The sequence below is a fragment of the Stenotrophomonas sp. STEN030 genome (assembly GCF_056759995.1).
Genome location: NZ_JBRREB010000003.1, coordinates 1 through 20443, shown reverse-complemented (window position 1 = coordinate 20443; position 20443 = coordinate 1). Strand labels below are relative to the sequence as shown.

The 20443-nt window shown below is 64.4% G+C and carries 9 protein-coding genes; 3 read left to right on the top strand and 6 right to left on the bottom strand.

Annotation, left to right across the window (positions count from 1 at the left end):
- Positions 1-38 precede the first annotated feature (38 nt).
- Complete coding sequence (locus tag ACVOLR_RS01350; RefSeq protein WP_481534852.1) at positions 39-6962, bottom strand: ESPR-type extended signal peptide-containing protein; 6924 nt, start codon at positions 6960-6962, stop codon at positions 39-41.
- 441 nt (positions 6963-7403) lie between these two features.
- Positions 7404-11285, bottom strand: coding sequence for a phosphoribosylformylglycinamidine synthase (gene purL / locus ACVOLR_RS01345; RefSeq protein WP_481534851.1), 3882 nt, complete (start codon positions 11283-11285; stop codon positions 7404-7406).
- A gap of 329 nt (positions 11286-11614) precedes the next feature.
- Between purL and ACVOLR_RS01340 the strand changes: the two genes are divergently transcribed.
- A complete protein-coding gene (locus ACVOLR_RS01340; RefSeq protein WP_481534850.1) occupies positions 11615-13753 on the top strand; it encodes a glycosyl hydrolase family 18 protein in 2139 nt (712 codons plus the stop codon).
- An 80-nt stretch (positions 13754-13833) separates the two neighbouring features.
- Here the strand turns inward: ACVOLR_RS01340 and ACVOLR_RS01335 are convergent, their stop codons facing one another.
- Both ACVOLR_RS01335 and xerD read right to left on the bottom strand, forming a co-directional pair.
- Positions 13834-14613: a DsbC family protein gene (locus ACVOLR_RS01335; RefSeq protein WP_481534849.1), complete on the bottom strand. Its 780-nt coding sequence runs from the start codon at positions 14611-14613 to the stop codon at positions 13834-13836.
- Between the two features lie 269 nt (positions 14614-14882).
- Complete coding sequence (gene xerD / locus ACVOLR_RS01330; protein ID WP_481534848.1) at positions 14883-15860, bottom strand: site-specific tyrosine recombinase XerD; 978 nt, start codon at positions 15858-15860, stop codon at positions 14883-14885.
- A gap of 71 nt (positions 15861-15931) precedes the next feature.
- On the opposite strand from xerD, the gene ACVOLR_RS01325 reads away from it, so the two are divergent.
- Positions 15932-16393, top strand: a complete 462-nt coding sequence (locus ACVOLR_RS01325; RefSeq protein WP_481534847.1) for an RDD family protein — start codon at positions 15932-15934, stop codon at positions 16391-16393.
- A gap of 154 nt (positions 16394-16547) precedes the next feature.
- On the opposite strand, the gene lptG is transcribed toward ACVOLR_RS01325, so the two are convergent.
- Both lptG and lptF read right to left on the bottom strand, forming a co-directional pair.
- Positions 16548-17654 carry an LPS export ABC transporter permease LptG gene (gene lptG, locus ACVOLR_RS01320; protein ID WP_481534846.1) on the bottom strand — a complete coding sequence of 369 codons (1107 nt, stop codon included), beginning with the start codon at positions 17652-17654 and terminating at the stop codon, positions 16548-16550.
- On the bottom strand, positions 17651-18736 hold the full coding sequence (gene lptF / locus ACVOLR_RS01315; RefSeq protein ID WP_481534845.1) for an LPS export ABC transporter permease LptF: 1086 nt from the start codon (positions 18734-18736) through the stop codon (positions 17651-17653). Before lptF ends, lptG begins: the two co-directional genes overlap by 4 nt.
- Before the next feature lie 105 nt (positions 18737-18841).
- Between lptF and ACVOLR_RS01310 the strand changes: the two genes are divergently transcribed.
- The gene (locus tag ACVOLR_RS01310) at positions 18842-20314 is read left to right on the top strand and encodes a leucyl aminopeptidase (protein ID WP_481534844.1); all 1473 of its coding nucleotides are present in this window, start codon (positions 18842-18844) and stop codon (positions 20312-20314) included.
- Positions 20315-20443: the final 129 nt, after the last annotated feature.

The following is a 20443-nucleotide window of genomic DNA, read 5'->3' as shown; positions in this document are numbered from 1 at the left end:
CCGACCAGGAGGGACAGGCCACCAATCAATGCCACGGTTTACCAACCGAAGCCGGCACCAATACCCACCGAACTGTCATCGCTACTGAACGCCCCCCCAAAGGTCACAGTTGCGCGATCACCAAATGCACGCTGGTAACCCACCGACAGCGCCGACTCTCCCCCCTGGAAGCCAACACCGACGCCAACCCGGTTCTCGGTGCGTACGCCCGCCGCACTGGTGGCCATGTTCAACATCGCTGCACTCATCGCGCCTTGACGATCAATACGTTCATCGATGTTCTGCAGACGCCGCCCCATATCGCTGCGCAGCACTTCGAAGCTGTCCGCCATCGCCCCAAACTTGCCATCTGTATAGGCATTGGCTGCTACCGAGCTTCTATCCAGCTGCGCCTTGTTGACCGCATCAGTCGCCTGCGTGCCTTCGGCAAGATGGGTGATCTGCCGCTCGTTGCCTGCACTACCAACGGAGACGGTATTGGCCCGATCAGCCACTGATCCCTGGCCGATGGCAACCGCCTTTTCTGCGCGCACGCTGGCGCCCTGACCAATTGCGGTACCTCCGCCGGCACTTACCAGCGCGCCCTGACCGATTGCCGTGCCAGATGCTGCGCTGACGCTGGCACCCTCGCCCATTGCGACAGCGTTGGTCGCAGCTACGGTAATCACCGTGTTAGCACCCACAGCGGTGCTGCCATCGGCATCGACACGCGCCTTGCTGCCTAGTGCGGTGTCGTTCAAGCCTGCCGCATACGCGCCATGACCAACCCCCGTACCCGCCTGGTCGGGCGCTTTGGCATCGTTGCCCAGCACTACGCCTCCCACATCCCCTTCATCGGCCATACCACCGGCACCACCACTGTTGGAATCCACCGCCGGCCAGCGGGAGTTGATTGTGCTTATCTGCGTATCCAGCGCCGCCAGTGCATCCCCCACATTGTCGAAATTGGCACCTTGGACCACGTAGGTCGGCGCGACAAGCAAGCCCTGCATACCCAGTGCTGCGCCACCGCCAAGAATGCTGGCGATGGAACTGAGCGACTGATACAGCTGCCCACCGTTGATCGCCTGCATGCTCTCGATGGCGATGCTGCCCGCAGCCACATTGTCCAGGGTGGTGCCCTCGATACCTGCGAACGTCACTTTGCTGCGCTCACCATCGTCATAGGACACAACGTTGGCGGTGACCGTCTCGACGTCGCCGATGCGATCATCGATATCATTCACTCGTGTCTCTACTGCGCCAACGCGTTGATTGGTGCTGTACAGCTGGCCACCATTGACTGCGTCGGTACCGCCTTCGATGATGCGACCCGCCGCCACGTTGATGATCCGCCGCGTCGCGGGCCCATTGGCACCATTGCCACTACCTACGGACACCACATTGGCTTCAGTGGCACGCGCGCCCGCACCCAAGGCGACGGAGTTGGCACCGGACACACCAGCAGCGGCACCGATTGCGACACCATTCACGCCGTTGCTGGCAAATGCGGTATAGCCAATAGCTACACCACCAACCGCAGTAGCAGAGGCCTGTCGCCCCAGCACCGAGCTGTTGCTGGCGCGCGCCGCTGCATCCGCACCGATTGCGGTTGCACCCACCGCCGCGGCCGCGCTGGCAGCACCTACCGCAGTGCCACGCTCCGCGTTGGCGGCCGCAGCCGAACCCGCTGCGACGGCGTTGGTGCCGGTCGCACTTGCCACTCCGGCACCGCTGGCTTGGAAGTACTTGCTTATTTTGCTGGCCTCACCCGCGACGCCGGCAACGGCATCCAGCTGCATCTTGTTGACCGCATCGGTGCCTTCAGTGCCTGCGGCTACGTTGGTGATCTGCCGCTCTGCGCCAACGCTGCCCACCGACACGCTGTTGCTGCGATCCGCGACCGAACCAGCACCCAGCGCCACGCTGTTCAATGCAGACGCGACCGCAGAGTTACCCAGTGCAGTACTACCCTGCGCGTTTGCCTGCGCCGCGCCACCAAACGCTGTGGACGCATCAGCCTCTGCGCTGGCCTTATGGCCCATGGCTACTGCGCCGTTCCCAGATGCGGTACTCTGCGCACCCAAGGCCACAGCATCCTGGCCTTGCGCAGCCGCATCAGCACCTATCGCGACTGCCTGTTCACCGGACGCCTCACTGGCACTGCCCAAGGACACTGTTGCCAGGCCACTGGCAACGGCGCCAAAGCCTCCTGCGAAGCTCGCAGCAGCACCGGCAAAACTGTTGCTACCGATCGCGGTTGCGCCATTGCCATCCACGAAGTTGGCGAAGCCAAAAGCGTTAGCGTCTTCACCATCCACTTGGTTGAAGTTACCTACCGCCGTGCTATTGGTTCCATTTGCGGTATTCACATAGCCCAGCGCACTGCTGTAATCACCAGCGGCAACGTTGTAGTTACCAACGGACGTGCTCTGTTCACCACTGGCTAGCGAGCCCACACCTGCTGCAGTTGCACCAGCGCCATCGGCATGCGCGTCGTCGCTGCCGTCACTCGCTCCGTTGGCGACGAAGTAGCGACTGGTCTGCTGCCCAGCCTCAGCTACGAGGTTGAGCTGATCCAGGTTGACCGCGTCGGCGCCTTCGGTACCTGCAGCAACATTGGTGATCTGCCGCTCCACCCCGGCGCTGCCGACCGATACGGTGTTGTCACGATCAGCCACCGAGCCGGCGCCCAATGCCACACTGTTCAGCGCAGAAGCTACTGATGAGCTTCCAAGAGCGGTGCTGTTCTGCCCTACAGCGCTTGCCGCAGCACCGATTGCAGTGGCGCCCGCGGCGCTGGCCTGCGCATCATCCGTGCCGTCGTTGGCGCCATCGGCCTTGAAGTAGCGATCAGTCTTCGTCGCAGCTTCCGCAACCGTATCAAGCTGCTCGGCCACTTCGTCCAGCTGCGACTTGTTCACCGCATCGCTTTTTTCGGTTCCTGCAGCGACGTTGGTAATCTGCCGCTCTGCGCCAACGCTGCCCACCGACACGCTGTTGCTGCGATCCGCGACCGAACCAGCTCCCAGCGCAACGCTGTTCAATGCAGACGCGACCGCAGAGTTGCCTAGTGCAGTACTACCCTGCGCGTTTGCCTGCGCCGCGCCACCAAACGCTGTGGACGCATCAGCCTCTGCGCTGGCCTTATGGCCCATGGCTACTGCGCCGCTCCCGGATGCGGCGCTCTGCGCACCCAAGGCCACAGCATTCTGGCCTTGCGCAGCCGCATCGGCACCTATCGCGACTGCCTGTTCACCGGACGCCTCACTGGCACTGCCCAAGGACACTGTTGCCAGGCCACTGGCAACGGCGCCAAAGCCTCCTGCGAAGCTCGCATCAGCACCGGCAAAACTGTTGCTACCGATCGCGGTTGCGCCATTGCCATCCACGAAGTTGGCGAAGCCAAAAGCGTTAGCGTCTTCACCATCCACTTGGTTGAAGTTACCTACCGCCGTGCTATTGGTTCCATTTGCGGTATTCACATAGCCCAGCGCACTGCTGTAATCACCAGCGGCAACGTTGTAGTTACCAACGGACGTGCTCTGTTCACCACTGGCCAGCGAGCCCACACCTGCTGCAGTTGCACCAGCGCCATCGGCATGCGCGTCATCGCTGCCGTCACTCGCACCGTTGGCGACGAAGTAGCGGCTGGTCTGCTGGCCCGCGTCAGCGACGAGGTTAAGCTGATCCAGGTTGACCGCGTCGGCGCCTTCGGTACCTGCAGCAACATTGGTGATTTGCCGCTGCGCTCCAGCAGTGCCGACTGACACGGTATTGTCGCGATCTGCCACCGAGCCGGCGCCCAATGCCACGCTGTTCAGCGCAGAAGCCACTGATGAGCGTCCCAACGCGGTGCTGTTCTGTCCTGCGGCGTTCGCTGCAGCACCGATTGCAGTGGCGCCCCCGGCACTGGCCTGCGCATCATCCGTACCGTCGTTGGCGCCATCGGCTTTGAAGTAGCGGTCGGTCTTCGTCGCAACGTCCGCAACCGTATCGAGCTCGTCAGCCACTTCATCAAGCTGCGACTTGTTCACCGCGTCGGTGCCTTCAGTGCCTGCGGCAACGCTGGTGATCTGCCGTTCTGCGCCCTCATCACCAACCGATACCGTATTGCTGCGGTGTGCAACCGAGTTGGCACCCAGCGCCACGCTATTGCCGCTACTTGCAAGCGCATTCAACCCTAGCGCGACTGAAGCGTCACCCATAGCACCAGCGCCTCTACCAACGGCAACAGATCCAATGCCGTACGCAACGGCGCCATTGCCGAACGCAGCGCCGCCTTCAGCGATGGCACCGGCCCATTGGCCCACCGCCAAAGCTCCCTTCGCCATTGCCAATGCGGCATGGCCGTAAGCAGCAGCTCCTTCACCAAACGCAGCGGCCTTATGGCCCGACGCGATTGCACCGGCTTCCGTCGCCTTAGCCTGATAACCGAGAGCGACCACACCGACACCCTTCGCGCTGGCAGCTTGACCAACTGCCAGCGCAGCCTCATCGACGGCCAGTGCGCGCGCTCCGAAGGCCGCAGCCCCAATGCCTTGTGCATCGGCACCTGCGCCATAAGCCGAGGCATCGGCACCTTGCGCATTGGCCGCCATGCCGTAAGCAGAGGCGTTGACGCCTTGCGCATTGGCCGTTGCCCCGAAAGCCGAAGCAAACTCACCCTGCGCGGTCGCCGCCTGGCCTGAAGCAGTCGTGGCGTTTCCCAGTGCAGTGGCACCCGTACCATAAGCGGACGCACCCTCACCGATCGCGTTGGCGCCCTCACCTGATGCGGTAGCCAACTCGCCTTCGGCATAGGCACCGATATCTCCACCGGCTCCACCAGTGGCCACGAAATACTTACTGGTATTCGCTGCGACGGCGGCCACTGCGCTGAGCTGATCCAGGTTGACCGCGTCGGTGCCTTCAGTGCCTGCGGCTACGTTGGTGATCTGCCGTTCTGCGCCAACGCTACCCACCGACACGCTGTTGCTGCGATCTGCAATCGAACCAGCTCCCAGCGCCACGCTGTTCAGCGCAGATGCCACTGATGAGCGTCCCAACGCGGTGCTGTTCTGCCCTGCAGCGTTCGCGGCAGCACCGATTGCAGTGGCGCCCTCGGCACTGGCCTGCGCATCATCCGTACCGTCGTTGGCGCCATCGGCTTTGAAGTAGCGATCGGTCTTCGTCGCAATGTCCGCAACCGTATCAAGCTCGTCAGCCACTTCATCAAGCTGCGACTTGTTCACCGCGTCGGTGCCTTCAGTGCCTGCGGCAACGTTGGTGATCTGCCGTTCTGCGCCCTCATCTCCGACCGATACGGTATTGGCACGGTCCGCAAGCGAACTTGCACCCAGCGCCACGCTATCGACGGCGATGGCCTGCGCGTCCGCGCCCAGTGCGGTGGCATTTCGGCCTCGACTTGCGCTTTCATGACCCACCGCGGTGCTGTTATCTCCGGCTGCCCAACTGGATGCGCCAAAGGCGCTGGCATTGAGCCGCGACGCCCGAGCCTCGCTACCAATCGCGGTAGCTGCTACCGCCTGTGCCTGGCTCAATGCGCCAACCGCCACCGCAAACTGCCTGCTGGCATTGGCGCCAGCACCCATTGCAGTGCTCGCATCACCGCTGGCACTGGTTGCAACGTAGTCACCAAGGTCCGCGGACAACAGCGCCGGGCCACCGAGGGCGACCGCACTGCTACCCGTTGCCGACGTCTGGGCGCCGAGCGCCATGCTGTAATCACCCGCCGCCGCAGCCGCCTCACCGGCCGCCACCGAGCCGGTACCTGCAGCCAATGCGCCAACATCGCTGCCGACCATGCGACCAGCCTTGAAATACTTGTCCGTGTTCTGCGCAATAGCCCCTACTTCATCCAGCTGCCTTTTGTTCACTGCATCGGTTGCTTCGGTGCCGGCAGCGACATGGGTGATCTGGCGTTCACTACCGGCATCGCCAACGGCCACACTGTTGTCACGATCAGTCCGCGACCCAGAACCCAGTGCCACGCTGTTGTCGTGTGTGGCAGTCGCATCCTTGCCCAGCGCAACTGCATTGGCACCTGATGCCATCGTTGTCTGTCCGAGCGCGATGCCGGATACGTTGTCGGCTACAGCACCATCACCGATGACGATGCTACCGGCACCCAACGCGATGCTGTTACTACCGATTGCCAGCGCATTTTCGCCTTCAACAAAATTGGCAAAGCCAAACGCGCTGGCATCGTCACCATCGACCTGATTGAAGTTGCCGACTGCCGAACTATTCTCACCCGTTGCAGTGTTGACGTAACCAAGCGCGCTTGAGTAATCACCGGTGGCGCTGCTGGCGCTACCAACTGCCAAACTTTCCGCGCCACTGGCCACTGCGCCGACGCCAGCTGCAGCAGCACCGGTGCCGCTGGCCACCGCGTCGTCACTACCATCGTTTGCCCCATTGGCAGTGAAGTAACGGCTGGTTTGCGCAGCCTCATCGGCGACAGCATTGAGCTGGGCAACATTGACCGCGTCGGTATCTTCGCTGCCGGCCGCGACATTGCTGATCTGCCGCTCGCTTCCGACATCGCCAACCGACACCACATTGTCGCGTGCAGCCACTGCATTGGTGCCCAAGGCAACGCTGTTGCTGCCACTGGCAATCGCCGCATTGCCCAACGCCACGCTGCCTGCCGCGGAAGCGACGCTGCGCGCGCCGATGGCAACTGCACTCGCACCAGCAGCACTCGCATCCGCCTGCAGCGCGCAATCAGCCAGATTTGCACTGCCGAGCACGATGCATTTGGCGTTACCGCCCACCGCTACGGACTGTGCCTGCAATGATGCGGCAGGCGCTCCCAGTCCAAGCCCCAGAGCGATCGCCAGCACCAGCAGCTGCACCCGTTGCGAACCACCACCGCGCGCATCCACCACACCTCCAGCGCCGTTGGAGCTCGCCAGTTCCGATGCGACAACCAACTGTCCCAACGCCTTGTTCCACACCTTGCGATAGATCCGATTCATCGAAACTGCTCCTGAAGTGGACTGAATTTTCTTGCGCCGCAGCCGCACTACCAGGCGAGGTAGCGGCGGTGGTTTCCCGACGTGTGTTCTTCCCAATTTCCCGCATCGTCTGCCGACGGCAGACGCGCCCCTGTCGTCGGCACCACGCAGCGCACTGCGATAAGTGGGCCTACTGAACGGCGCGAGTGTTGGCAGCCTGGTTTTTGATCGTCAAGTTTCTGACTGATCCGAGAATCTGCGAGATACAGCGCACAAATGGGGCTGCGAGCGAGATTTCATCGACGGTTTTTTTTGACAAACAACTCTGTTTGTCTGTCATTGGATACAGCAGAGCGACTAGACATGAATCGACATTCCAGAACGGAAAAAGCCCGCAGGCGTTGGCCTGCGGGCTTTTTGTTTTCGTATGTACTGAAATTATCTTTCGGTGCTTTTGCCTGTTCAGCCGCACCATACTCTTGCGTTGCGGAACATCCGCAGCCACGGCGAATCTTCGCCCCAGCTGCCCGGTGCCCAGCTCAGGTTGACCGTACGCGGAGTGCGTTCCGGGTGCGGCATCAGGATGGTGACGCGGCCATCGGTCGTGGTCAGGCCGGTGATGCCGTCCGGCGAACCGTTCGGATTGAGCGGGTACTGGGTAGCCACGCGGCCGTCACCGTCAACGTAGCGCAGCGCGATGCTGGCGGCGGCCTGATCCACCGCGCTGTCGAACTCGGCACGGCCTTCGCCGTGTGCCACCGCAACCGGCAGGCGCGAGCCGGCCATGCCACGCAGCAGGATCGACGGCGACTCTACGATTTCCAGCAATGCGGTGCGTGCTTCGAACTGCTCGCCGGCATTGCGCAGGAACTTCGGCCAGTGCTCGGCACCGGGAATGATGTCCTTGAGCTGGCTCATCATCTGGCAACCGTTGCACACGCCCAGCGCGAAGGTATCCGGGCGGGCGAAGAAGGCCGCGAAGGCCTCACGCAGTGCCGGACGCTCGAGGATGGAGGTTGCCCAACCACGGCCCGCACCCAGCACGTCGCCGTAGCTGAAACCGCCGCAGGCAGCGATGCCGCGGAAGTCGCTCAGCTGCACGCGGCCTTCGATCAGGTCGCTCATGTGCACGTCGTAGGCGTCGAAGCCAACGCGCTCGAAAATATTGGCCATTTCAATCTGGCCGTTGACGCCCTGCTCGCGCAGGATCGCCACCTTCGGCCGTGCGCCGCTGGCGATGAACGGTGCGGCGACATCGTCGGCTGGATCAAATGCCAGCTTCGGCTTCAGGCCAGGGGCGTTGAAGTTGCGCGCAATCGCACGCTCCTGATCGGCCGCATCCGGGTTGTCGCGCAGCTTCTGCATGGCGTGGGTGACCGACCACCAGGCATCGAACAATTCTTCCCAACGCCATTCCACAACGCTGTCGCCGGCCAGCTGCACGCGCACCACCGGTGCGGTGGTCGGGCGGGCGATGCGCTGTGCGCATTCGGTCAGCGCGTGGCGTTCGACCAGGTCGGCGAACGCAGCGCGGTCTTCCTTGGCGATCTGCACCACGGCGCCCAGCTCTTCGTTGAACAGGCTGCGGAACGGATCATCGCCCCATGCATCAAGCACGATGTCCAGGCCCATGCGCGAGGCAAACGCCATTTCGCACAGTGCTGCGAAAGCGCCGCCGTCGCTGCGGTCGTGATAGGCCAGCAACAGGCCAGACTCACGTGCATCGCAGATCAATTCAAAGAACGCGCGCAGGCGCTGCGGGTCGTCCAGATCAGGCACTTCACCGGCGAATGCCGGCAACGCACTGTGATCGGCCTGGGTCTGCGCCAGGATCGAACCGCCAAGACGCTGCTTGCCAGCGCCCAGGCCAATCAACCACAGCTCACTTTCGGTTTCGCGGTCGAGCAGCGGGGTCAACTGCTGGCGGGCATCGCTGACCGGCGCGAACGCGGTGATCACCAGCGATACCGGCGACACCGACTTCTCAGCCTGGCCATCGGCCTGCCACTGCGCCTGCATCGACAGCGAGTCCTTGCCCACCGGGATGCTGATATCCAGCTGTGGGCACAGCTCCATGCCAACGGCCTTGACCGCGTCATACAGCAGCGCGTCTTCGCCGTTGTGGCCGCAGGCGGCCATCCAGTTGGCGGAGAGCTTGACCGTATCCAGCGCGGTCACCGGTGCAGCGCACAGGTTGGTGATGGCTTCACCCACCGCCATGCGTGCCGATGCAGCGGCGTTCAACAGTGCCAGCGGCGTACGCTCGCCCAGCGACATCGCTTCACCGGCGTAGGTATCAAACCCTGCCAGGGTGATCGCAACGTCCGCCATCGGCAGCTGCCACGGGCCAATCATCTGCTCGCGCGCGGTCAGACCACCCACGCTACGGTCACCGATGGTGACTAGGAAGCTCTTCGATGCCACGGTCGGGTGTGCAAGCACACGCAAGCCTGCATCGTGCAGATCGATACCGGCAGTCTTCAGCGACGGCCAGCGCGGTGCCGGCGGATGCACGGCATCGCGGTGCATCTTCGGCGCTTTGCCGAACAGCACGTCCATCGGCAGGTCGATAGGCGCATCAGCCGGGGTGTTGCCCGGGGTCGCGCCATAGGCAACGACCAGGTGTTCTTCGCTGGTGGCGACGCCGACCGCGGCGAACGGGCAGCGTTCGCGCGCACAGATGGCGGCGAATTCGGCCAGACGCTCCTGCGCCACGCCCAGTACATAACGTTCCTGCGACTCGTTGCACCACAGTTCCAGCGGCGACAGCGAGGGATCGTCGGTGGGCACCTTGCCCAGGTCGATCACGCCGCCGACATTGGAGTCGTGCAGCAGTTCCGGAATGGCGTTGGACAGGCCACCGGCGCCGACGTCATGGAAGAACTTGATCGGGTTGTTCGTGCCCATGGCCACGCAACGGTCGATCACCTCCTGACAGCGGCGTTCCATTTCCGGGTTGTCGCGCTGCACGCTGGCAAAATCGAGGTCTTCGGCGCTTTCGCCCGAGGCCACCGACGAAGCCGCACCGCCGCCCAGACCAATCAACATGGCCGGGCCGCCGAGCACGATCACCGCGTCGCCGGCCTGCAGCTGCAGCTTTTCGACCTGCACGCGGTCAATCGCGCCCAGGCCACCAGCCAACATGATCGGCTTGTCGTAGGCGCGGGTGATGCCGTCTTCCGGCAGCTCGAAGCTGCGGAAATAACCGAGCAGGTTCGGGCGGCCGAATTCGTTGTTGAACGCAGCGCCACCAAGCGGGCCATCGAGCATGATGTCCAGGGCCGGCGCCATGCGCGGGTTCAGCGCGCGCGGCGCCTCCCACGGCTGCGGCAGGGTCGGGATGCGCAGGTGCGAGACCGAGAAACCGGTCAGGCCGGCCTTGGGCTTGCCGCCGCGGCCAGTGGCACCTTCGTCGCGGATTTCACCGCCGGCGCCGGTCGCAGCACCCGGGAACGGGGCAATCGCGGTCGGGTGGTTATGCGTTTCCACCTTGATCTGGAAGGCACTGGGCACCACCGCTTCGCTGCGGTATTTGCCGGTGGCCGGGTCCGGGCGATAGCGCGCAGCCGGCTCGCCTTCCACCACAGCTGCATTGTCGCTGTACGCGCTGAGCGTGTGCTGCGGGGTCTGCTGGTGGGTGTACTTGATCATCTTGAACAGCGAGCGCTCCTGCTCGTTGCCGTCGATGGTCCAGCTGGCGTTGAAGATCTTGTGCCGGCAATGCTCGGAGTTGGCCTGCGCGAACATCATCAGCTCGACGTCGGACGGATCACGGCCGAGCTCGCTGTAACGCTGGCGCAGGTAGTCGATCTCGTCATCGGCCAAGGCCAGACCGAGGCGCTTGTTGGCGCCTTCCAGGTCGTTCAGCGCAATGCGCTCCAGAGTGCCACGGCCAACATTGTTGAACAGCGCCTGCGCCTGGTCGATGTCGGCCAGCAGCGACTGGGTCATCGGATCGTGCAGCAGCTTGGCCAACGCGGCCTGCTGGGCCGGATCAGCTGGCCAGCCGCTCAGGTCGATGCGGGTACCGCGCTCGACGCGCTGGATCGGCAGGCCGGCGCCGCGCACCAGCTCGGTGGCCTTGCTCGACCACGGCGACAGCGTGCCCAGGCGCGGCACCACATAGCGCGAGATTGCGCCTTCGGCACGCTCGGCGGCCTGTGGCTGGCCCTGCAGGATGCGGCCCAGCGTGGTCAGGTCGACCGCGCCGGCATCGGCAGCTTGGGTGAAGTAGACGTGCCAGGCACCGGTGATGCGCAGATCGGCGGCAATGGACTGCAGGCGGGATTCAAGACGTTCGCGGCGGAACGGCGAAAGGGCAGCTGCGCCCTCGAGGACGATCATGTCCGGGAGACCATGGTGGGAATCGGCCCGCGATTGTACCGGACTCGGCCGCCCCAAGCCTCAGCGCCCGGGCTACCGGAAGTCCTCAGCCTTGACGCGGTTCACACCGACAGCCTGCCGCGCGGGGTAAACCGCGCCACTGATTTTGACAACGTTATCCTCAACCGGCCGGTACCAGCGTGTCGGTTCAGCTGTCCAGATCCGGGCCAAACAAGCATTCCCCGCCGCCGCAAGGCCGGGCGCAACCGCGTCCGCCTCGCCGAAGGCGTGCCGCAAAAGCCGCACGACCAACGGAAAAAGCATCCGCCAACCGCAGAAGGAGACCCACCATGAAGGACCATCCCGCAGGCCCTTTCCGGCCCCGATACACCCGCCAGCCGAGCCGCAGCGCGCGGCTGGGCTGGGCACTGACCCTGGTACTCGCTTCAGCCAGCGTCGTACCGACGGCTCAGGCAGCCAACTGCGCGGGGGTAAAACCCTGGCTGGGAACGACGATCTACCAGTCCGGCGACACCTTGCAAAAGGACGGCGTGCTGTACCAGGCACGCCAGACCATCTGGAACGCGCCACCCGATCATCCGGCTGGCCGCCACTATTACGAAAACCTGGGCCGCTGCGATGACGGCACGCCGGCCGCCAACCAGCCGCCGCAGGTCCGCCTGACCTCACCCAGCACGGGCAGCACGTTCAGCGCCGGCAGCACCATCACCTTCAGTGCTGCTGCGGCCGACAGCGACGGCAGCATCCGCAAGGTCGAGTTCTTCCGCAACGGCCACTCCGTGGGCAGCGTCAGCAGCGCCCCTTACAACCTCTCCTGGCATAACGCCGCAGCCGGCAACTACCTGCTCAGCGCCATCGCCACCGATGACCGCAATGCCAGCACCACCTCGGCCACGGTCAGCGTGACTGTCGCCGCGCCGGACAAGGACAGCACCGCACCCTCGATCCCGGACGGGCTCAGCGTGCAGGCGCGCACCCCAACCAGCATTGTCTTGCGCTGGAACGCTGCCAGCGACAACCCCGGCGGCAGCGGCATCGCCGCCTATGACCTGTACCGCGACGGCACGCAGATCGCCGCCATTGCTGGTACCGGGCATACCGACACCGCGCTGACCCCAGCTACCAGCTATCGCTATGCCGTACGCACCCGCGACAAGGCAGGCAACGCTTCGGCACTCAGCCCAATCGTCAGCGCCAGCACCTTGGCCGAGGACAGCGGCGGCGACCCTGAAGAACCGGGCACTCCGAGCAACGGCAGCAAGCGGGTGATCGGCTACTTCACCCAATGGGGCATTTATGACCGCAATTACCGGGTCAAGAACATCGACAGCAGCGGCTCGGCGGCGCGCCTGACCCATATCAATTACGCCTTCGGCAACGTCCGCAACAACCGCTGCGAAGTTGGCATCACCCAGGCCGCCGATCCGGCCAGCGGCGCTGGCGGCGATGCCTATGCCGATTACACCCGCAGCTTTGGCTCCAGCGAAAGCGTCAGCGGCGTCGCCGACCAGTGGAACCAACCGCTGCGCGGCAACTGGAACCAGCTCAAACAGCTCAAGGCCAAGCACCCGCAGTTGAAGACCCTGATTTCGCTGGGCGGCTGGACCTGGTCACGCGGCTTCTCCAGCGCTGCGCGCGCGGAGAACCGCCAGGCCTTTGTCGCCTCCTGCATTGATGCCTATATCAAGGGCAACCTGCCGTTCACCGACCATGCCGGCGGCAAAGGTGTAGCTGCTGGCGTGTTCGATGGCATCGACATCGACTGGGAATACCCAGCCGCCTGCGGCCTGAGCTGCGGCACACCGGCCGACCGCGACAATTTCACCGCCCTGCTGGCCGAGTTCCGCCGCCAGCTGGACGCGGTACGTCCGGGCCTGCTGCTGACCGTGGCGGTGGGAGCCGGCATCGACAAGATCCGCCCAACCGATCCTGCCGTCTATCACCGCCATCTGGATTTCATCAACGTGATGACTTACGACTTCCATGGCGCCTGGGACGGCGCCACCAACCACCACACTGCCCTGTTCCACTCCCCGGCAGATCCTTCAAGCGGTGACGCCGCGCTGTACAACAGCAACGATGCCATCGAGGCCTATCTGCAACGCGGCGTGCCTGCCGCCAAGTTGAACCTGGGCGTCGGCTTCTATGGGCGTGGCTGGACAAAAGTGGCCCGCGGCAACAACGGGCTGTACCAGAACGGGCGGCCAGCGCCTGGCAAGTACGAGACCGGCATCGAGGACTGGAAGGTGCTCAAGAACCTCGGCTGGCCGGTGTACACCGACCCCGTCGCGCAGGCCACCTGGCTGTACGACGGCAACACCTTCTGGAGCGTGGATACACCGGAGATGCTTGGCCGCAAGATGGCCTACGTCAAAGCACAAGGCTTGGGCGGTGCGTTCTTCTGGGAGTTCAGCGGTGACGATGCTCAGGGCACGCTGGTCAATAGCGTCAGCAAAGGGCTGAAGTGAGTAAGTGACAGCCAAAACGACAACGCCCCTCGCGTTACCGGGAGGGGCGTTGTCTGTTCAAGCCTTGGCGGGCAACGCTATCAGCGGCTGCCGCCGGCTTCGATACGGTCCAACGCTGCCTTCAGCTGTGCCGGCGGCAGATAGCCTCCGAGCTGGCTGCCATCGGCGGCAAAGATCGCCGGGGTACCGTTGATGCCCAGCTGCTGGCCAAGGTTGTACTGCATGGCCACTGGATTGGTGCAGTTCTTGGCCGGAACCGGCTGGCCGGTCTTGGCTGCAGTCAACGCGGCCTTGCGGTCGCTGGCACACCAGACCGAGACCATGTCGGTAGCGTCTTTGCTGGCCAAGCCCATGCGCGGGAACGCAAGGTATTCGACGGCAATACCATTACGGTTCAGTTCGGCGATGTCCTGGTGCAGCTTGCGGCAGTACCCGCACTCGATATCCGTGAACACACTGATGGTGTGCTTGGCATTCGGCGGCGCAAACACGATGCGGTCCGCATGCGGCAGCGATGACAGCAGGTTGCGGCGGTAAGCCAGCAGGCCGGGGCTGGTGGCCTGGGCCTTTTTCTCGATGTCGTAGGGCGTGCCCTGCAGCAGATAGCGACCGTCATCGGTCACGTACAGCACCTGTCCGGACACCAGTACCTCACGGAAACCCGCAAACGGCGCCGCGCCGATGTATTCCGGCTTCAGGTTGGGATCCAGCTCCTTGAGGGCATCACGCACCTGCTTTTCGACTGCGGCATCGGCCGGCGAGGCGGCGGCACTGGCAGCGGCTTTGGGTGCTGCGGGCTGTTGCGCGCAGGCGGTAAGGCTGAGCGCGCCAAACAGCGCGGCAATGGCAAATCGGAACATGGCGACCCATCGAAAGAGAACAGCGGGATTCTCGCACACCGCCCGAACCGGTGTGGGAGCGGCGCTGTTTTGCAGGAGCGGCGTAAGCCGCGAAGCCAGCAATGCCTGAACACAGACACCAACTGCAATCTCCTGGTCCATCTGCTTCGCGGCTGACGCCGCTCCCACAGGCCTTTGGCACCCCATGTCAGCTGTCTATCTGACAATTTACCGGCTTCGCGGCTTACGCCGCTCCTACAAAAGGCGCAGCTTCCACAGGCCGGGGAGACTCACCCGCGCGGGTGATGCTTGCGGTGCAGCTTCTGCAGGTGCTCGCGGGCGACCAGGGTGTATATCTGGGTGGTGGACAGCGAACTGTGGCCAAGCAGCATCTGCAGCGCACGCAGATCGGCACCGTGGTTGAGCAGATGGGTGGCAAAGCTGTGGCGCAAGCCGTGCGGGCTGATCTTGCCCGGGTCGATGCCAGCCACCGCTGCACTTGTTTTCACCAGGGCCCAGAATTGCTGCCGGCTCAAGGGTGTACGGTCGACATCGACGAACAGCGGCACCTGCCCGGCCAGCGTCGCCGCAACCGGCTTGCCTCCGGTCAGGGCCGGCCGCGCCGTGGCCAGATAGCGCTCCAGCCAGTACTGCGATTCCTCGCCCAAGGGCACCAGCCGCTCCTTGCTGCCCTTGCCGGTCACCCGCAACACGCCCTGGCGCAGATTGACCGCATTGGCTGGCAGATTGACCAATTCGCTGACGCGCAGACCGGCGGCGTACATCAGCTCCAGCATGGCGCGGTCACGCAGGCCGACCGGGCCTTCCACGTCCGGCGCTGCCAACAAGGCCTCGATCTGGCTTTCGGCCAAGGCCTTGGGCAGTGAGCGTGGCAGTTTGGGCGATTCCAGCAGCGCAGCAGGGTCATCACTGCGCTCGCCACGTTTCAGCACCTGGCCGAAGAAGGCACGCAGCACCGACAGCAAACGCGCGTTGCTGCGCGCGGTCCAGCCGTGGCGGGTGCGCCAGGCCAGGTAATCGAACAGGCCAGCCCGATCTATCCCGGCCAGACCATCGTTGCCGCCATCGCGCCATCGCGACAGGCCTTCCAGATCGCGTCGATAGCTATCCAACGAGGCACGCGCCAAACCATGCTCGGCCCAGATCGCGTCCAGAAACCGCTGGATCAAACGGTCATCGGCATCGCGCAACGGTGGCAATTGCTGCACCAGTTGGCGGCGTTCGGCGGGGGTCAGGGGCGCGGACATCGGCACAAGGATAAGCCCTGCTTCCACGACTGCCCATGCACGCATGCCGTCACAAACCGTATGCTCGGCCCATGAGCGCACCCACTTTTGCCGAATCGCCCCGCCCCTCCGCGTTGCTGCTGCGCCGCCTGGCCGCGCTGTTCTACGACCTGTGGCCAGTGCTGGCGCTGTGGATGCTGGTCTCGGCGTTATTCACCGTCGGCTACGCGCTGGCCGGGCATGCCAGCCGCGACAACATCCATCCGTTCAGTACCCTGCAATGGCTGTTGTGGCTGAGCTGCTGGCTGATTGCCGGGCTCTACGCCACCGAGAGCTGGAAGCGCGGCGGGCAGACCCTGGGCATGCGCCCGTGGCGGCTGCGCCTGCAAACCGCTGACGGGCAAGCACCCAGCCGGGCCCTGCTGTGGAAGCGCTATGCACTGGCCACGCTGTCGCTGCTGCTGGGCGGACTGGGCTTCTTCTGGGCCTTGTTCGACCGCGAGCGCCTGACCCTGCACGACCGCCTGAGCGGCACCCGCCTACAGAAACTGTAGTGCCGAGCCATGCTCGGCAAGGGGCATTACCAACAAACCGTGTAGGAGCGGCGTAAGCCGCGAAGCTGGCAATGTTGGAATCACCGGCATTCCCGCAATCTGATGATGTGGCGGCTTCGCGGCTAACGCCGCTCCCACAACAACAATCGCGCGATCAGCCCACCCGTCGTCGCGACAACCAGCCGGAGATCGCCAGCATCAACAGCGGCGGCAAGGCATAGGCGATGCGGTAATCAAACTTCAGCGCGCCGGCCATGCGGCCGAAGAACATCTGCAACAGCAGGAAGCCCAACGCGAACAGCATGCCCAGGAACAGGCGCTTGCCCATGCCACCGCTGCGCAGCGAACCAAACGCAAACGGCACCGCGGCCAGGCACAGCGCCAACACGTTCAAGGGGTAGAACCAGCGCCCCCAATAGGTGTCTTCGTACTCACGCGCGTCCAGGCCATTGCGCTTGCGGTAGTCGATGCTGGTCTTGAGCTCGCCGACGCCTAGGTTGCGGGGCTTGGCCAAGCCGGAAGCCAGCGCAGACGCATCCAGCTGGGAGGCCCACTTTTCGCTGGGCAGCTCCTGACGCGCGACCGAGCGCTCGCCGAAGGTATCGCGGCGCACGCTTTCCAACACCCAACCCTGAGTGTCGTGGCGTGCGGTCTTGGCGTAGGTCAGGCTCAGCAAGCGCCCGTCTTCGCTCAGCTGATACAGGCGTACGTCATGCAGCAGCAAGGTCGACTGACCGTCGGCGCTGAGCTGCTCTTCGCCGGTCAGCGCGTTGAGGAAGGTGTCGCCCTCACGCGCCCACAGGCCCGAATAGCGGGCGGTGGCCATATCGGTGTTGAAGCGTGCACTGGCCTTCAAGGCATCGGCGCGGCTCTGCGCCCAGGGCGAGAGGGTTTCGCCATTGACCACCATCAGCACGGTCAGCAAGGACAGCGCGATCGCGACAGACAGCGCGATCCGCCGCCGCGACACACCGACTGCACGCAGCGCGGTCAGCTCTGAGGTCGCCGCCAGTTGGCCCAGACCCATCAGCGCGCCGATCACCGCGGCCATCGGAAAGAGCGTATAGGCACGGCGCGGCAAGGTGTAAGCCACCCACGCCAAGGCATGGCCGAAGCTGTAATGGCCCTGGCCAATCTTCCCGGCCTCGCCGGACAAGGCCATGATCGCGTCCAGGCCAAGCAGCACCATCCACACCACCAGCACCGTGAGCAGCACGGTACGGCCTACGTAAACGTCATGAATCCGTGGCAGCAACCTCATGCCTTTGCCCCCATACGGCGACGGCTCAAGCGCCCATCACGGAAGTACAGCCACAGCGCCAACAGCAGCAACGGCAGGGTCAACCACCACATACCGGCGTCCACCGGCAGCTTGCCCGCAGCCAGCCACTGGCGGCCGAGAATGCTCAGGCTCACGCCAACCGTATAGGCCAGGAACGCCACCATGATGCGGCCGTAACGCTGCTGGCGCGGTGCGCTGCGGGCCAGCGGCAAGGTCAGCAGGGCAAATGCCAGGGCCAGCAACGGCGGGGTGATACGCCAGTGCAGCTGGGCCTTGGCCTCCGGCCGGTCATCGCCGAGCAACTGCCTGGTGGTCAGCATCTCCGGATCATTCTCGTCGCGCACTTCCTCGCGGTCCGGCAAGGCCACTTCGTTGCGCGCATAGCGCATCAGCCGGTAATCCAGGGTTCCGCTCTCCGGACCTTCAACCCGATAACCGTCCTCCAGCCGCAGATAGCGCTGGCGCTCGCCTTCGAAGAACATCGCGCCGCTGTTTGCCGATACCACGTCGATACGCCCTTCCTTCTGACGCTGCATGAATACCTTGCCCATCTTGGTGCCGTCGCCCGTCAACGAAGACAGGTAGACCACGCCGCCACCGGCCAGCGGGGTGAACTGGCCCGGCTCCAGCCCGGCCACCACCATGCTGCGGCTGGCTTCCTGCAACATCCGTTCGGCGTTGCGGTCGGCCCAGGGGCCCAGCCACAGCGAGCAGGCCGCGACCAGCGCCACCACTGGCACCGTCAACAGCAGGATCGGCTTGAGCAGGCGCTTGGGACCGACGCCAACGCCGGTCAGCACCGCCATTTCTGAATCGCGGTACAGCCGCGCGATCGACAAGGCCAGCCCGAGCATCAACGCCAAGGGCAGGATGATGGGCAGGTAGACGATGAACTGCAGGCCCAGTTGGGACAGCATCAGGCCGGCCGGGATGCGACCATCGGCAATGCGGCCGAGGATGTCGACCAGCACACCACCCATGCTGACTACCAGAAGTACGGTCAAAGTAGCCAGAAAGCTCTGGAGGAAGTCACTCAGAAGGTAGCGGTCAAGCTTCGCCATAGGGTCGGTGGTTTAAACTCTCGGTTTAGTCCGCAGAACGCCCGGCCTCGATGGCCTTGCGTATACAGCCTGCGATTGTACGGATTTGGCAACGGAATCTGATCAATGTCTCTGGAATTCACCCTGAACCACGCCGCCCCGGTCTCCGCCGAGGTGGATTGCGTCATTGTTGGCGCCTTCTCTGACAAGTCGCTGACGCCGGCCGCACAGGCCCTGGACGCGGCTTCCGGCGGCCGCCTGGCCGCGCTGATCGAGCGCGGCGATGTTGGCGGCAAGACCGGCAACACCACCCTGTTGCACGATCTGGCCGGCGTCAGCGCCGCCCGCGTGCTGGTGGTTGGCCTGGGCGAGCCGGCCAAATTTGGCGTGGTGCAGTACCTGAAGGCCGCCGGCGACGCCGCCCGCGCCCTGAAGGCCGGCAATACCCGCAGCGCGCTGTTCACCCTGAACGAACTGGAAGTCAGCGGCCGCGATGCCGCCTGGAACGTCCGTCAGGCTGTGATCACCGCCAACCACGCCAGCTACCGCTACACCGCCACCCTGGGCAAGAAGAAGCCGGAAGCGCCGGGCCTGGAGTCGCTGGCCATCGCAAGCAACGACGAAACCGCACTGCTGCAGGGCCAGGCCATTGCCGCCGGCGTGGAGTACGCCCGCGAGCTGGGCAACCTGCCGCCGAACTACTGCACCCCGGCCTACCTAGCCGAATCCTCGGTCAAGTTCGCCGCCGAGCACGAGGGTGCCGAGGCCGAGATCCTGGACGAGGCGCAGATGGAAGCGCTGGGCATGGGCTCGCTGCTGGCCGTGGCCCGTGGCTCGGCCAACCGACCCAAGCTGGTGGTGCTGAAGTGGAGCAACGGCGGCGACGCCAAGCCCTACGTGCTGGTCGGCAAGGGCATCACCTTCGACACCGGCGGCGTCAACCTGAAGACCCAGGGCGGCATCGAGGAAATGAAGTACGACATGTGCGGTGGCGCCAACGTCATCGGCACCTTCGTCGCCACGGTCAAGGCCAAGCTGCCCTTGAACCTCGTGGTAGTCGTGCCGGCAGTGGAGAACGCCATCGACGGCAACGCCTACCGTCCGTCCGACGTGATCACCTCGATGTCAGGCAAGACCATCGAAGTGGGCAATACCGACGCCGAAGGCCGCCTGATCCTGTGCGACGCGCTGACCTATGCGCAGCGCTTCGAGCCGGCTGCACTGATCGACGTGGCCACCCTCACCGGCGCCTGCATGGTGGCCCTGGGCCACCAGACCGCCGGCCTGATGAGCAAGCACGACGACCTGGCCAACGAACTGACCGCCGCTGGCGAGAACGTGTTCGATCGCGCATGGCGCCTGCCGCTGTGGGACGAATACCAGGGCATGCTGGATTCCAGCTTCGCCGACGTCTACAACATCGGCGGCCGTTGGGCTGGCGCCATCACCGCTGGCTGCTTCCTGTCGCGCTTCACTGAAGGCCAGCGCTGGGCGCACCTGGACATCGCCGGCGTGGCCAGCGATGAAGGCAAGCGCGGCATGGCTACCGGTCGCCCGGTCGGCCTGCTGACCCAGTGGCTGCTGGATCGCGTTGCCTAAGTAAGCGCTGGATGAAGCCGGGGTTTGGGGCCCAGAGCGGGTGGGGGCGGTTTTTTGGGCCGCCAACGCCGCAAGGACGGCCCGAGGTGGTCGCCACCCCGCCCGCAGAGGGCGGCGCTGGGACGGCGG

Excerpts from the sequence above, each read along its gene's own strand:
- ACVOLR_RS01340 (WP_481534850.1), top strand. The coding sequence starts at position 11,615 with ATGAAGGACCATCCCGCAGGCCCTTTCCGGCCCCGATACACCCGCCAG.
- xerD (WP_481534848.1), bottom strand. The coding sequence starts at position 15,860 with ATGTCCGCGCCCCTGACCCCCGCCGAACGCCGCCAACTGGTGCAGCAA.
- lptG (WP_481534846.1), bottom strand. The coding sequence starts at position 17,654 with ATGAGGTTGCTGCCACGGATTCATGACGTTTACGTAGGCCGTACCGTG.
- purL (WP_481534851.1), bottom strand. The coding sequence starts at position 11,285 with ATGATCGTCCTCGAGGGCGCAGCTGCCCTTTCGCCGTTCCGCCGCGAA.
- ACVOLR_RS01335 (WP_481534849.1), bottom strand. The coding sequence starts at position 14,613 with ATGTTCCGATTTGCCATTGCCGCGCTGTTTGGCGCGCTCAGCCTTACC.
- lptF (WP_481534845.1), bottom strand. The coding sequence starts at position 18,736 with ATGGCGAAGCTTGACCGCTACCTTCTGAGTGACTTCCTCCAGAGCTTT.
- ACVOLR_RS01325 (WP_481534847.1), top strand. The coding sequence starts at position 15,932 with ATGAGCGCACCCACTTTTGCCGAATCGCCCCGCCCCTCCGCGTTGCTG.
- ACVOLR_RS01310 (WP_481534844.1), top strand. The coding sequence starts at position 18,842 with ATGTCTCTGGAATTCACCCTGAACCACGCCGCCCCGGTCTCCGCCGAG.
- ACVOLR_RS01350 (WP_481534852.1), bottom strand. The coding sequence starts at position 6,962 with ATGAATCGGATCTATCGCAAGGTGTGGAACAAGGCGTTGGGACAGTTG.